Genomic DNA, 11783 nt, shown 5'->3' on the forward strand with positions numbered 1-11783 from the left:
GTCATCCACGCTATCCACAGGCTGTGGATGAAAATACGGGTCTGTTGGGGGCATGTGGATAAGATTCCCGGCTCCGGGGATGGCGGAAAGGCGTGTTTTTATCCCCTATTTCATCCCTTGCTTTATCCACAGCCTGCCCACAGAGATAGGCCCATGGCGCGCATCCACCTGCATCTCCTGTCTGACTCCACCGGCGAAACGCTGGAGAATATCGCCAAGGCGGCGATCGGCCTGTTCGAAAATGTCGAGGCGATCCGGCATTTCTGGCCGATGGTGCGGTCCGATGTCCATCTCGACCGGATCATGGAGGAAATCAGCGCCAATCCCGGCCTCGTCCTCTTCACCCTGACCAACCATCCCCTGCGCAAGCGGCTGGAGACGCGCTGCCGCGCGCTCGGCCTGCCCCATGTCGCGGCGCTCGACAGCGTGGCCGACGCCCTGTCCAACATATTGGGGCAGGAGACGCGGACCCGGCCGGGGCGCAAGCATATATTGGACGAAGCCTATTTCGCCCGGATCGAGGCGATTCAGTTCACCATCGCCCATGACGATGGCGTGGGGCATGAAAATTGGGAAGAGGCCGATATCGTGCTGGCCGGGGTGTCGCGCGCGTCCAAGACGCCGACGTCGATCTACCTCGCCAATCGCGGCTACAAGACCGCCAATATCCCGCTGGTCCCGGAATCGCCGCCGCCGCGCAATCTCTATAGCCTCAAGCATCCCATGGTCGTCGGGCTGACTGTCAGCCCCGAACGGCTGATCCAGATACGCCGCAACCGGCTGCTCTCGCTCAACCAGGCGCCCGAAACAGCCTATGTCGATAATGAGAAGGTGCAGGAGGAACTGGCTTTCGCCCGGCGCATGTTCGCCGACAATGGCTGGCCGGTGATCGACATGACCCGGCGATCGATCGAGGAGGCCGCCGCGGCCATCATCAACCTGTTCAACGATCGCGAACTGGCGGAAGGCGTGGAGGCATGATCGTGCTGGCGTCCCAGAGCGCGAGCCGCAGGGCGATGTTGACCGCCGCCCAGGTGCCGTTCGAAACCCTCTCGCCCGGCGTCGACGAGGAGGCCGCCAAGGACGCGCTCCGCGCCGACGGGCTGGACGCGCGCGCGCTGGCCGATGCGCTGGCGGAGTTGAAGGCGCTGAAGGTGTCGCGCCGGGTGCCGGGCGCGCTGGTGCTGGGCTGCGACCAGACGCTGAGTATCGGCGATGGCGCGGATCGCGGCGCCATGATCGACAAGGCGGTGGATCGCGCCGATGCGACACGGATATTGCAGCTATTGTCGGGCCGGGTCCATCATCTCCACAGTGCGGCGGTGATGGTGCTGAACGGCGAACCGATCTGGCGCCATATCGAGCGGGTACGGATGACGGTGCGGCCTTTGTCCGACGCGTTCATCGCCGCCTATCTCGATAGTGACTGGGAGGAACTGCGCTGGTGCGTGGGCTGCTACCGGATCGAGGGACCGGGCGCGCAGTTGTTCAGCAAGGTCGAGGGCAGCCAGTTTGCGATTCAGGGCTTGCCGTTGCTGCCGCTGCTTGACTTTCTGCGCGTGCGCGGCGTTTTGGCGGCATGAGCGATACCCTCCCCTATGCTGAGGTCATCGGTGATCCGATCGACCATAGCAAATCCCCCCTGATCCATAATTTCTGGCTGAATGCGCTGGATATCGAGGCGGAATATAGGAAGACCCATGTGACGCCGCAGGGGCTGGCCGCCTATTTCCTGATGCGGCGCAGCGATCCCGACTGGCTGGGCTGCAACGTCACCTTGCCCCACAAGATCGCGGTGATGGACTATGTCGACGATCCGGGTGGAGTGCGGGAACGGATCGGCGCGGTCAACACCATCGCCAGCGAAACCGGCGGGCCGCTGATCGGCACCAATACCGACGCGGGTGGCTTCCTCCAGCCGCTGCTGCGCGACAAGTGGAAGGGGCAGAGCGCCGTGATCGTCGGATCGGGCGGCGCAGCGCGGGCGATCCTGTTCGCCCTGTCCAGTCTGGGCGTGCCGGACATCAGTATCATGGCGCGCGACGTCGGCAAGGCGCAGGCGCTGTTCGACCGCAGCGGTACGCCGGGTCGGGCGATCGCCATGGATGACCGGGTGCCCACCGCCGACCTGCTGGTCAATTCGACCTCGCTCGGTATGGTCGGCCAGCCGTTGCTGGAGCTGGACCTTAGCCTTTTGGCGGAGGACGCGACGGTCTATGACATCGTCTATGCGCCGCTGGAAACCGGGTTGCTCAAGGCGGCAAAAGCGCGCGGTCTGAAAACGCTCGACGGCCTGGAAATGTTGATTGGACAGGCAGCGCTCGCCTTCGATATCTTCTTCGACGCGCAGGCGCCCCGCGATCTGGACGAGGAATTGCGCGCGCTGCTGCTCGCGGCGGACTGATGAAAGTCTATGGCCTGACCGGATCGATCGGCATGGGCAAGTCGGCCGTGGCGGCGATGCTGCGGCGCGAAGGCGTGCCCGTGTTCGATGCCGATGCGCAGGTGCATCGGCTTCAGGGACCGGGCGGCGCGCTGCTCCCCGCGATCGAGGCGCGCTTTCCCGGCACGACCGGGCCGAAGGGGGTGGATCGCGCGAAACTGGGCGCGGCGGTGTTCGGCCATCCGCAGGAGCGGCGGGCGCTGGAGGCGATCGTCCATCCCGCGGTGCAGGCGGCGCGGCGGCTGTTCCTGCGCCGGCACCGGTCGCGCGCATTCGTGGTCCTAGACATTCCGCTATTGTTCGAAACCCAGGGGCAGAAACGGCTGGACGGCGTCATCGTCGTGACCGCGCCGGCATGGAAACAGCGCAAGCGCGTCCTGGCCCGGCCAGGCATGACCGCAACGAAATTCCGCCAGATTCTGACGTTGCAGACGCCCGATGCGGAAAAACGGCGGCGGGCGGACCATATCATCCACACCGGCGCAACCTTCACCGACACCCGCGCGCAGGTGCGGCGTCTCGCCGCTTGCCTTGGCGCGCAGACAGGTCGATAAGGGTTGGCCCACAGAGTCGATTGAAGAGGGCGATGCGCGAGATCATTTTCGACACCGAAACGACAGGATTCGATCCGGCGTCCGGCGACAGGCTGGTCGAGATCGGCTGCATCGAACTGATCAACCGGGTGCCGTCCGGTCGCACCTTCCACGCTTATTATAATCCGCAACGCGACATGCCCGCCGCCGCCGAAGCGGTGCATGGCCTGTCGAGCCATTTCCTGTCGGACAAGCCGCTGTTCCACACCGGCGTCGCCGACCTGCTCGCCTTTCTGGAGGATAGTCCGCTGGTCGCGCATAATGCGCGGTTCGACTTCGGCTTCCTCAATCATGAATTGCGGCGCTGCGGCCATGCCGATGTGTCGATGGATCGCATGATCGATACGGTGGCGATCGCCCGGACGCTGCATCCCGGCGCCAAGCACAGCCTGGACGCGCTCTGCACCCGATACGGCATCGACCGCAGCCATCGCGTCAAGCATGGCGCGCTGCTCGACGCCGAATTGCTGGCGCAACTCTATATCGAACTGACCGGCGGCCGTCAGATCGGCCTGGGTCTGGCACAGGAGGAAGAGAAAGAGATCGTCGGGGTGGAACTGTCGGCTGGCGCCGTGGTTCGCCCTGTTCGTCCTGCACGCGTCTTTACAGCCAGCGCGCAGGAGCTGGAACGGCATGCGGCGTTCATCGCGACGCTCACCAAGCCGCTCTGGCTGGAGGAGGCCTGAGACAAGCCGGTCCCTGACTGGTCCTCATGTCTCCACACCAACCGGGTCGCCTTCCTGGCGACCCGGCAAGAATAAGGAGAAGGCATATGGACATTCGCATTTCCGGGCATCAGGTCGAAACGGGTGAGGCGCTCAAGAGCCATGTCACCGACCGTTTGGAGGCGATGGCCGAGAAATATTTCTCCCGCACGATTTCCGCTCATGTGACCTTTCGCAAGGCACCCCATGGCGCCTTCCACTGCGATATCGTGTGCCATGTCATGACCGGCCTGATCCTGAAAGGAGCCGGCGAAGCGCAGGAGGCGCATCCATCCTTCGACCAGGCGTCCGACCGTATCGAAAAGCAATTGCGTCGCTATATGCGCCGCCTCAAGGATCGCAGCAGTCAGGCGGCCGCAGCCGAAGCACAGCGGACCAACGGTTATAGCGTCGATGATATCGACGGCGCCGGCTACACCATCTTCGCCGGTCATGCGGAGGACGAGGAAGAAGCCGCCGATGCGCCGCTGATCGTGGCGGAAACCCGCGTCGACATTCCCGAAGCCAGCGTTTCGGACGCAGTGATGATGCTGGACCTGCGCAACACCAATGCGCTGTTGTTCCTCAATGCCGGCACATCGGCCTATAACATGGTCTATCGACGCCATGACGGGACCATTGGATGGGTCGAGCCCCGTGGCTGACGCCATGGGTGGTGACTGGGTCGGTCCGCGCGGTTGACCCCACGCCCGGCCCCGGCCGCCTGTTGACCTGATGGTGCGGGCGGCTTATGGGGCCGGGCTTTCATTGTCCGAGGAAAGCGCGAAGACTTCGCCCGCGCGGCTCGGCCGTTTCGGATTGACCATGGTTAACTTCAACGACATCGTTTCGCCCGAAGCGCTCGCCACGGGCCTGTCGGCGAACGGCAAGAAACAATTGTTCCAGAAGATCGCCGGGCTAGCCGCCTGCGCCTATGATCTGGATGCCGACGAAGTCGGTGACGCCCTGTTCGAGCGTGAGCGGCTGGGGTCGACCGGCTTTGGCGGCGGCGTCGCCATTCCCCATGCGAAGATCGCTGGCCTGTCCAAGATGTGCGGCGTAGTCGTGCTGCTCGATCCAGCGGTGCCGTTCGACGCGGTGGACGAAGCGCCGGTGGACGTCGTCTTCGCCCTGCTGTCGCCGGTCGACAGCGGCGCGGAGCATTTGAAGACCCTGGCGCGCGTGTCGCGCTATCTGCGCGATGAAGGCCAGGTGGCCCGGCTGCGCGGCGCTCAGTCGACCGGCGCGCTCCATGCGCTGCTGGCGGGCGGCGGGGCGCGTGACGCAGCCTGAGCTGCACCCCGGCAGCGGCGCGAGCGGCGAAGCGGCGCATTTTCGCGCGCTGGAGAATCTCTATCGTTCGGCGCCGATAAACCGGCTGTTCCGGTCGGACCTCACCATCCGTGAACCGGGCCGCTCGGTGATCGATTTCGACGTCGACGAAAGCCAGTTTCACGCCGCGGGCGCGGTACATGGCACCGTCTATTTCAAGATGCTGGATGACGCGGCCTTCTACGCCGCCAACAGCCTGGTCAGCGACCGTTTCCTGCTGACCACCGCGTTCAACCTGCTGTTCACCCGTCCGATCGCGCCGGGCCGGATTCGCGCCGAGGGCCGCTGGATCAGCGGCAAGCGCCGGGTCTATGTCGCCGAAGCGAGCCTGATCGATTCCGATGGCGAAGAGGTCGGTCGCGGCACCGGCACCTTCATGCGATCGCAATTTCCGCTCTCCTCGCTGCCGGGCTATGGCGCCTGAAGCCCGGCTTACCAGCGCAATGCTGGTGGGTGCATTGCGGCGGCGGGTCGCGGCCGCGGGCGGCTTTGCCACGATCCTGGTCAGAGGCGACGCGATCAGTGGCGTGATTCTGGTCCAGACGCTGGAAAAAGGCCAGGAATCGGGTCTTTTCGAGCGGGTGTCGAACTTTGCCGGGGGTCATGCGTTGATGCGCTGTGGTCCTTCGGTAGAAGAGGGGACTGAGACGCTCGCCGATTATGTGGCGCGCCGGCGCAAGTCGGACCCCGACCTGTGGATAATAGAACTCGACATCCCGGAAGCGGAACGGTTTGCCGCTGAAACACTCTGCTGATCGTTGACTCATCGCAATGGTTTGGGCACAGGCCGCCCACGCCAACGCGCAGGTTGCCGAATTCGCCCATTGGGGGGCGGGGCCGGTAAACACGCAGACGGGGGGCGGCCGAACGTCATAGAATATGTGTTGAAAACGACGTTGCTGGCCAATAACCGCATGTTTTTGAGTAGTAATGAGTTTTCGTCTGAAAGCTGCCATCGCCGCAGCCTTTGCCCTGTCCGCCGCCGCGGCGGTCACGGCGTCCGACATGTCGGTCGCTGGCGAATCGATCGCCACGGCCACCTCTCTCCCCCGGACGTTCCCGCAAACGTCTCCGACTGGCGCGCAGTCCGCCGTCATTTTCGCCGCGCCGCGTGAAGTCACGCAGCCGCTGGCATCGGCCAACAAGGCCACAACCGAATTTTCCACCGATTCCGACACGCAGGCAACCAGCCTCGCTGCTCTGGTCGACGCCCAGGGCGCACCCGAGGAGCTGGAAGGCGACATGCATTGCCTGGCCGGCGCGGTCTATTTCGAATCCAAGGGCGAAAGCCTGGAAGGCCAGCTGGCCGTCGCCCGCGTCATCATCAACCGGGCCAAGTCCGGCCGCTTCGCCGACAGCCTGTGCGGCGTCGTCTATCAGCCCAGCCAGTTCAGCTTCGTGCGGGGCCATTCGATGCCGGCCGTACGCGCCGACAGCCGTAGCTGGCGCGAAGCCGTCGCCATCGCCCAGATCGCGATGAACGACAGCTGGGACAGCCGCGCGGAAGGCGCGCTCTTCTTCCACGCCCGCCGGGTTTCGCCGGGCTGGGGCAAGGCCAAGCTGGCGATGATCGACAATCATATCTTCTATCGGTGAGGAGCGGGCGCGGGAACGCGCCGGTTCGCGATAGCGAAAGCGTCAGGCCGGTTCGGTTCGTCCGAATCGGCCTTTTCATTTGTTCCTGTCCTGTTCTAAGATGGGCCGATGAATAGCGCCCCTGTCGACACCTGTTCGCCGCTGACCGACGGCACCGCAATGGCGGTGGCGCGCGGCACGTTGCGGCTCTTCTTCCGCCACGACATGAGCGGTATATTGGAAGTGCCGCTGCCCAACGGGCGCCGCGCCGACATCATGGCGATCGACGGCGCGGGACGGCTGACCATCGTCGAGATCAAGTGCAGCCGCGCCGATCTGCTGGGCGACATGAAATGGCCCGACTATTTCGACTATTGCGACCGCTTCTTCTGGGCGGTGCCGGCGGGGTTCGACCTTGGCCCGTTCGAGAGCGAGGCGCTGTGGCCGACGCGCACTGGTCTGATCGTCGCGGACCAATATGACGCTGAACTGGTGCGCCCGGCCCCGGTGGAGCCGCTGGCGGCGGCTCGGCGCAAGGCGGAGACGCTGCGCTTCGCCCGGCGCGCCGCCCGGCGGTTGACGGCGCTCAGCGATCCGGACCATGCGGCCGAGCTGGGCTGGGGAGGTTGAAGGCCATAGACGACCATTCTTGGTCACCGACTGTCGTAACTCCTGCGAAGGTCGTTGAGAGTCACGCGCCTCTTAACGACCTTCGCTGGCATGACGTTGGGTAAAGCCGACCTTCCGCGTCCCCTAAAACACCGGGCCTTGTACCGGCCCCTTGGGCGCGGCTGCGGGTTTGGCGGCGTCGAGCGCTTCGGTGAGGCCGGGGGTGCGGCCGTCGCGCTTGGCATAGTCGCGGGCGGACATGCCGGCGATGGTGTCGCGCTTCTCCGGATTGGCGCCCTGCGCCACCAGCAGGCGGACCAGACCGACGTCGCGCAGCTGCACCGCGCGGATCAGCGGGGTTTCGCCGCTATCATTCACCTTGTCGACCTGCGCCTTGTAGGCGAGCAGCGTGCGCACGCCTTCCTCGAACCGGCCCTGCACCGCATCCATCAGCGGGCTGTTGCCGTCATTGTCGGTCAGGTTGGGATTGGCGCCCTTCGACAACAGGAAGGTCAGCCAGGTTCCATCGCGCCGGGCGACGAGGATGTGCAGCGCATTTTCGCCGGTCGATACGTCGCGGCTGTTGATGACGGTGGAGCCGGGTTTCTGGAGCAGGTTGGTGACCTTCTCCCCATCCTTGTCCTTCACCGCCTTCAGAAAATTGTAATTGTCCGAAAATTGCGCCTGGGCGGGACCGGGAACCAGCAGCGCCAGCGCCAGCGAACCCAGCAATGCGGAAAAAAGCTTCGTCTTCATCATGCGCCCCGTTGCATTTGCAAATCGCGTCCTAGCAGGGCATGGCTGGCCATGCCATGAACAAAGACGTCGCCCCATCCATCCTGCCTTCCATCGCCCTGCCCTTCCTCGCCTTGCTGGCTGCCTGCAATATGGGTGCTGGCGGGAATGCATCAAGCGGCGACAGCGAACAGGGCGAATTGATCGGCGCGCGGATCGGCGCGCCCTTCACCCTGACCAACCAGGACGGCAAGCCGACCCATTGGGACGATTATAAGGGCCAGTATCGGCTGGTCTATTTCGGCTATACCTATTGCCCGGACGTCTGCCCGGTCGATCTGCAACGCATCATGCAAGGGTTCGCGCAATTCGAGAAGGACAGGCCGGCCCTGGCCGCCAGGGTCCAGCCGATGCTCATCAGCGTCGATCCGCAACGCGATACGCCCGCCGTGCTCAAAACCTATGTCGCGGCCTTCCATCCGCGCCTGATCGGCCTCACCGGCACAAAGGATCAGATCGCCAAGGTCGCCAAGGATTTCGTGGTGATCTATAATCCCGAGGAAGGGTCTGGAAAGGCCGGGGGCGCGAGCGACTATATGGTCAGCCACAGCCGCACCCCCTATCTGTTCGACGGCGAGGGCAAGCCGGTTGCGCTCGTGCCGGTGGATGATCCCGCCACGGCGGACGTGAATGAAGGCGCGCCGGACAAGGTGGTCGCCTTCCTGGAAAAATGGGTCAAGTGACGCACTTCTGGGAAAAACCGCTTAACAAGCTCGACAAGGCCGAGTGGGAAGCCCTGTGCGATGGCTGCGGCAAATGCTGTCTGCACAAGGCCGAGGATGAGGAGACGGGGCGGATCTATCCGACCAATGTCGCCTGCCGCCTGCTCGACCGGCAGAGCGGGCAATGCAGCAATTACAAGGATCGGCGAACGTTCGTCCCGGATTGCGTGCGGCTGACCCCGGCCAAGGTCAGGCAGATCGGCTGGCTGCCCAGAACATGCGCCTACCGGCTGCGTGAAGAGGGACTGCCGCTGCCCGACTGGCATTATCTGATCTGCGGCGACCGGGAAGCGGTGCATCGGGCGCAGGAATCGGTGCGCGGCTGGACGATCGCGGAGGCCGATGCGGGCGATTGGGAAAATCATCTTGTCGACCGCGAACTCTGATCCCGATGCGGCGATCCTGATCGATGGCGTGGCCATGCCGGTGCTGGTGCGCCGATCGGCGCGGGCGCGGGCCTACCGGCTGACGATCGACAGCACGCGCGGGGCGTTGCGCCTGTCGCTGCCGGCGCGGGCGAACCTGAAAAAGGCGCTCGGCTGGGCGCAGGATCATGAAGGCTGGGTTCGGGCGCAAATGGCCAGGCAGCCCGCTGTCACACGGCTCGACCATGGTGCGGTCTTCCCGCTGGAGGGGCGCGAGGTGACGATCCACTGGGTCGCGGGCGCGACCCGCACGATCCGACTGGAGGGCGACCGGCTGCTGCTGGGCGGCGCGGCGGAATCAGTGGGCGCGCGAGTGCAGCGCTGGCTCGTCAGCCGCGCCAGGGCGGTGCTGGAGACCGAAAGCCACGAAATCGCGCGCGAGCATGGGCTGATCGTTGCATCGGTCGGCGTGGGCGATACCCGCAGCCGCTGGGGCAGTTGCGCCTCGTCCGGGGCCATCCGCTATAGCTGGCGGCTGATCCTGGCCCCGCCCGAGGTGCGCAGGGCGACCGTGGCGCATGAACTGGCGCATCTGCTGCACATGGATCACAGCCCCGCCTTTCATGCGGCGCATAAGCGGATCTATGGCGCGGACCCGCGCCCGGCGCGGGCATGGCTGCGTGCGCATGGCGCGGGCCTGCATCGCTATCGGGGCTGACGCATGGCCCGCAGGAAGCGTTACCTGACCGCCACCATGGCGGACGGCTATGTCAAGACGATCGGACCTACCGCCGATCCCTTCACCCATTATTGGCGGATCGTCGCGGTGCTGGACAATGGCAGGACCGAGGTCTTCTGGGGCCATGTCCGCTCGCTGGCGGAGGCGAAGAAGAAGCGCGCCGCCGCAGCGGAAGGGGCGAAGATGCGGGGATGGAAACGCTATGATTTCGAGATAGCGGAACTGGTGGAGACGTCCGCTTAACCCCGGTGCGGCCAAACACCGAACTCGTCGCCCGGACAGTCATGCGCCGCATCGCGCAGATGGGGCAGGCCGCAATCGCGGCAGGTGACATAGTCGCCGGCTTGGAGGCCATGGCCGACCGCGACCCGCTCGTCGAAGACATAGCAATCGCCCTGCCAGCGGCTGTCGGCTTCGGGCATCTCCTCCAGATAGCGCAAGATGCCGCCCTTGAGGTGATAGACGTCGGCAAAGCCGCGCGCCTTGACCAGCGCAGTGGATTTTTCGCAGCGTATGCCGCCGGTGCAGAACATCGCGATCTTCGGGCTGCGGCCCTGCGCCTTCAGGTCCGCGGCGAAGGCGTCGAACCAGTCGGGAAATTCGCGGAAGGACCGGGTTTCCGGGTCGATCGCGCCTTGGAAGGTGCCGACCGCCACTTCATAGGCGTTGCGGGTATCGATGACGACCGTGTCGGGATCGGCGATCAGCGCGTTCCAGTCGGCCGGGTCGAGATGGGTGCCAGCCTGCGTCGCCGGGTCGAGATCGCCCACGCCCAGCGTCACGATCTCCGCCTTCACCTTCACCTTCATCCGGGCGAAGGGCGCGGCATCGGCCCAGGAATATTTGACGTCGGCGTCGGTGCAGCCAGGCAGCGTGCGGATATGCCCGATCAAAGCCATGATGGCGCCCGCATCGCCCGCGACCGTGCCGTTGATCCCCTCCCCGGCCAGGATCAGCGTGCCGCACGTGCCCAGATCGGCGCAGCGCGCGCGCAGATCTGCGGCCAGCGCCTGCGGATCGGGAAAGCGGGCGAAACAATAGAGGGCGGCGACGGTGTAAATAGATGGGATGGCGGACATGGCCAGCGCCTATAGGCCTTTGCGCGCCCTCTTGAAAGCCGCGGCGTAGAGGCGCATAGCCGGGCGATGGTTCCCCTTTCGTTCGCAGGCCACGCTTTCATGGCGCTGCCCGAAGCCGCGCTCTACTGGCCGGCGCAGCGGGCGCTGCTGGTCGCCGACCTGCATTTCGAGAAGGCGAGCTGGTATGCGCGCTTCGGCCAGTTCCTGCCGCCGCATGACAGCGAAGCGACGCTGGACGTGATCGAGGCGCTTGTGGAACGCACGGGCGCGCAGGCGGTCTGGTCGCTGGGCGACAGTTTCCATGATGCCCATGGTGCGGCGCGGCTCGATCCCTCGGCCCGAAAAAGACTATTTTCCCTTACGGAAAGGCTGGACTGGACCTGGATTACCGGCAATCATGACGTCGGTGTCGCGGACATGCCGGGGGGACGGTGGGTAGCGGAAGCGCAGGTCGAGGGGATATGGCTGCGGCATGAGGCGGAGGCGGACGATCCGCGCCCCGAAATATCCGGCCATTTCCATCCCAAGCTGCGCCTGTCGCTGCGCGGTCGGCATGTGTCGCGGCGGTGCTTCGTGGGATCGGCGACCAAGCTGATCCTGCCTGCGCTGGGCGCGCTGACAGGGGGTCTGGATGCCGGACATGGAGAGATTCGCCGCGCCGTGGGACCGGGAGCCGCCGCTCTGGTGCCGGTCGCCGACCGGTTGCTGCGCTTTCCCTTATCGTAAGGCGACGTTACGGAAAGCAGATATTAAGCCGTTGCCGATAGGCAACAGAGCCGGATCATTCGGCCGTCGGCTGCGCCAAAAGGCGCAGAAAAGCTGGGCTC

General features: G+C 65.0%; 18 protein-coding genes. 16 read left to right on the top strand and 2 right to left on the bottom strand.

Annotated elements, in window-relative coordinates:
• The first annotated feature begins 153 nt into the window (after positions 1–153).
• The 11 genes from ABT375_RS12955 (at position 154) to ABT375_RS13005 (ending at position 7277) form a co-directional block, all read left to right on the top strand.
• Complete coding sequence (locus ABT375_RS12955) at positions 154–981, top strand: pyruvate, water dikinase regulatory protein (protein ID WP_224546607.1); 828 nt, start codon at positions 154–156, stop codon at positions 979–981.
• Positions 978–1583, top strand: a complete 606-nt coding sequence (locus tag ABT375_RS12960; protein WP_224546608.1) for a Maf family protein — start codon at positions 978–980, stop codon at positions 1581–1583. The genes ABT375_RS12955 and ABT375_RS12960 overlap by 4 nt, the downstream gene beginning before the upstream one ends.
• Complete coding sequence (gene aroE, locus ABT375_RS12965; protein ID WP_416462846.1) at positions 1580–2404, top strand: shikimate dehydrogenase; 825 nt, start codon at positions 1580–1582, stop codon at positions 2402–2404. The genes ABT375_RS12960 and aroE overlap by 4 nt, the downstream gene beginning before the upstream one ends.
• Positions 2404–2997 carry a dephospho-CoA kinase gene (coaE, locus tag ABT375_RS12970; protein ID WP_261935820.1) on the top strand — a complete coding sequence of 198 codons (594 nt, stop codon included), beginning with the start codon at positions 2404–2406 and terminating at the stop codon, positions 2995–2997. The genes aroE and coaE overlap by 1 nt, the downstream gene beginning before the upstream one ends.
• Before the next feature lie 32 nt (positions 2998–3029).
• Positions 3030–3722 carry a DNA polymerase III subunit epsilon gene (gene dnaQ / locus ABT375_RS12975; RefSeq protein ID WP_416462848.1) on the top strand — a complete coding sequence of 231 codons (693 nt, stop codon included), beginning with the start codon at positions 3030–3032 and terminating at the stop codon, positions 3720–3722.
• Between the two features lie 86 nt (positions 3723–3808).
• Positions 3809–4405, top strand: a complete 597-nt coding sequence (gene hpf, locus ABT375_RS12980) for a ribosome hibernation-promoting factor, HPF/YfiA family (RefSeq protein ID WP_224546612.1) — start codon at positions 3809–3811, stop codon at positions 4403–4405.
• Between the two features lie 160 nt (positions 4406–4565).
• Positions 4566–5033 carry a PTS sugar transporter subunit IIA gene (locus tag ABT375_RS12985; protein WP_416462850.1) on the top strand — a complete coding sequence of 156 codons (468 nt, stop codon included), beginning with the start codon at positions 4566–4568 and terminating at the stop codon, positions 5031–5033.
• A complete protein-coding gene (locus ABT375_RS12990) occupies positions 4993–5496 on the top strand; it encodes a PaaI family thioesterase (RefSeq protein WP_224546615.1) in 504 nt (167 codons plus the stop codon). Before ABT375_RS12985 ends, ABT375_RS12990 begins: the two co-directional genes overlap by 41 nt.
• On the top strand, positions 5486–5827 hold the full coding sequence (locus tag ABT375_RS12995) for a DUF1491 family protein (RefSeq protein WP_416462852.1): 342 nt from the start codon (positions 5486–5488) through the stop codon (positions 5825–5827). The genes ABT375_RS12990 and ABT375_RS12995 overlap by 11 nt, the downstream gene beginning before the upstream one ends.
• 175 nt (positions 5828–6002) lie before the next feature.
• Positions 6003–6668 (top strand): cell wall hydrolase, encoded by a 666-nt coding sequence (locus ABT375_RS13000; protein WP_416462854.1) that lies wholly within the window; start codon positions 6003–6005, stop codon positions 6666–6668.
• 108 nt (positions 6669–6776) lie between these two features.
• Positions 6777–7277, top strand: coding sequence for an MmcB family DNA repair protein (locus tag ABT375_RS13005; RefSeq protein WP_224546619.1), 501 nt, complete (start codon positions 6777–6779; stop codon positions 7275–7277).
• Positions 7278–7400: 123 nt separating this feature from the next.
• Here the strand turns inward: ABT375_RS13005 and ABT375_RS13010 are convergent, their stop codons facing one another.
• The gene (locus ABT375_RS13010) at positions 7401–8015 is read right to left on the bottom strand and encodes an ankyrin repeat domain-containing protein (RefSeq protein WP_390902371.1); all 615 of its coding nucleotides are present in this window, start codon (positions 8013–8015) and stop codon (positions 7401–7403) included.
• A gap of 38 nt (positions 8016–8053) precedes the next feature.
• Between ABT375_RS13010 and ABT375_RS13015 the strand changes: the two genes are divergently transcribed.
• The 4 genes from ABT375_RS13015 to ABT375_RS13030 are packed head-to-tail and all read left to right on the top strand — an operon-like array spanning position 8054 to position 10120.
• Positions 8054–8734, top strand: a complete 681-nt coding sequence (locus tag ABT375_RS13015; protein WP_261935817.1) for an SCO family protein — start codon at positions 8054–8056, stop codon at positions 8732–8734.
• Complete coding sequence (locus ABT375_RS13020; RefSeq protein WP_129925486.1) at positions 8722–9159, top strand: YcgN family cysteine cluster protein; 438 nt, start codon at positions 8722–8724, stop codon at positions 9157–9159. The genes ABT375_RS13015 and ABT375_RS13020 overlap by 13 nt, the downstream gene beginning before the upstream one ends.
• The gene (locus ABT375_RS13025; RefSeq protein WP_416462857.1) at positions 9116–9856 is read left to right on the top strand and encodes a M48 family metallopeptidase; all 741 of its coding nucleotides are present in this window, start codon (positions 9116–9118) and stop codon (positions 9854–9856) included. Before ABT375_RS13020 ends, ABT375_RS13025 begins: the two co-directional genes overlap by 44 nt.
• Before the next feature lie 3 nt (positions 9857–9859).
• On the top strand, positions 9860–10120 hold the full coding sequence (locus tag ABT375_RS13030) for a hypothetical protein (protein ID WP_129925484.1): 261 nt from the start codon (positions 9860–9862) through the stop codon (positions 10118–10120).
• Here ABT375_RS13030 and ABT375_RS13035 read toward each other — a convergent pair.
• Positions 10117–10956: a rhodanese-related sulfurtransferase gene (locus tag ABT375_RS13035; protein ID WP_416462859.1), complete on the bottom strand. Its 840-nt coding sequence runs from the start codon at positions 10954–10956 to the stop codon at positions 10117–10119. The two genes, ABT375_RS13030 and ABT375_RS13035, sit on opposite strands and share 4 nt — an antisense overlap.
• A gap of 66 nt (positions 10957–11022) precedes the next feature.
• Between ABT375_RS13035 and pdeM the strand changes: the two genes are divergently transcribed.
• Complete coding sequence (gene pdeM / locus ABT375_RS13040; protein ID WP_416462861.1) at positions 11023–11682, top strand: ligase-associated DNA damage response endonuclease PdeM; 660 nt, start codon at positions 11023–11025, stop codon at positions 11680–11682.
• Positions 11683–11783: the final 101 nt, after the last annotated feature.

The organism is Sphingomonas sp. VDB2, assembly GCF_047946695.1.
GTDB lineage: Bacteria > Pseudomonadota > Alphaproteobacteria > Sphingomonadales > Sphingomonadaceae > Sphingobium > Sphingobium bisphenolicum.

Excerpts from the sequence above, each read along its gene's own strand:
- coaE (WP_261935820.1), top strand. The coding sequence starts at position 2,404 with ATGAAAGTCTATGGCCTGACCGGATCGATCGGCATGGGCAAGTCGGCC.
- ABT375_RS12990 (WP_224546615.1), top strand. The coding sequence starts at position 4,993 with ATGCGCTGCTGGCGGGCGGCGGGGCGCGTGACGCAGCCTGAGCTGCAC.
- ABT375_RS13020 (WP_129925486.1), top strand. The coding sequence starts at position 8,722 with ATGGGTCAAGTGACGCACTTCTGGGAAAAACCGCTTAACAAGCTCGAC.
- pdeM (WP_416462861.1), top strand. The coding sequence starts at position 11,023 with ATGGTTCCCCTTTCGTTCGCAGGCCACGCTTTCATGGCGCTGCCCGAA.
- hpf (WP_224546612.1), top strand. The coding sequence starts at position 3,809 with ATGGACATTCGCATTTCCGGGCATCAGGTCGAAACGGGTGAGGCGCTC.
- ABT375_RS12955 (WP_224546607.1), top strand. The coding sequence starts at position 154 with ATGGCGCGCATCCACCTGCATCTCCTGTCTGACTCCACCGGCGAAACG.
- ABT375_RS13005 (WP_224546619.1), top strand. The coding sequence starts at position 6,777 with ATGAATAGCGCCCCTGTCGACACCTGTTCGCCGCTGACCGACGGCACC.
- ABT375_RS13030 (WP_129925484.1), top strand. The coding sequence starts at position 9,860 with ATGGCCCGCAGGAAGCGTTACCTGACCGCCACCATGGCGGACGGCTAT.
- ABT375_RS13010 (WP_390902371.1), bottom strand. The coding sequence starts at position 8,015 with ATGATGAAGACGAAGCTTTTTTCCGCATTGCTGGGTTCGCTGGCGCTG.
- ABT375_RS13025 (WP_416462857.1), top strand. The coding sequence starts at position 9,116 with ATGCGGGCGATTGGGAAAATCATCTTGTCGACCGCGAACTCTGATCCC.
- aroE (WP_416462846.1), top strand. The coding sequence starts at position 1,580 with ATGAGCGATACCCTCCCCTATGCTGAGGTCATCGGTGATCCGATCGAC.
- dnaQ (WP_416462848.1), top strand. The coding sequence starts at position 3,030 with ATGCGCGAGATCATTTTCGACACCGAAACGACAGGATTCGATCCGGCG.
- ABT375_RS12995 (WP_416462852.1), top strand. The coding sequence starts at position 5,486 with ATGGCGCCTGAAGCCCGGCTTACCAGCGCAATGCTGGTGGGTGCATTG.
- ABT375_RS13000 (WP_416462854.1), top strand. The coding sequence starts at position 6,003 with ATGAGTTTTCGTCTGAAAGCTGCCATCGCCGCAGCCTTTGCCCTGTCC.
- ABT375_RS13015 (WP_261935817.1), top strand. The coding sequence starts at position 8,054 with ATGGCTGGCCATGCCATGAACAAAGACGTCGCCCCATCCATCCTGCCT.
- ABT375_RS12985 (WP_416462850.1), top strand. The coding sequence starts at position 4,566 with ATGGTTAACTTCAACGACATCGTTTCGCCCGAAGCGCTCGCCACGGGC.
- ABT375_RS12960 (WP_224546608.1), top strand. The coding sequence starts at position 978 with ATGATCGTGCTGGCGTCCCAGAGCGCGAGCCGCAGGGCGATGTTGACC.
- ABT375_RS13035 (WP_416462859.1), bottom strand. The coding sequence starts at position 10,956 with ATGTCCGCCATCCCATCTATTTACACCGTCGCCGCCCTCTATTGTTTC.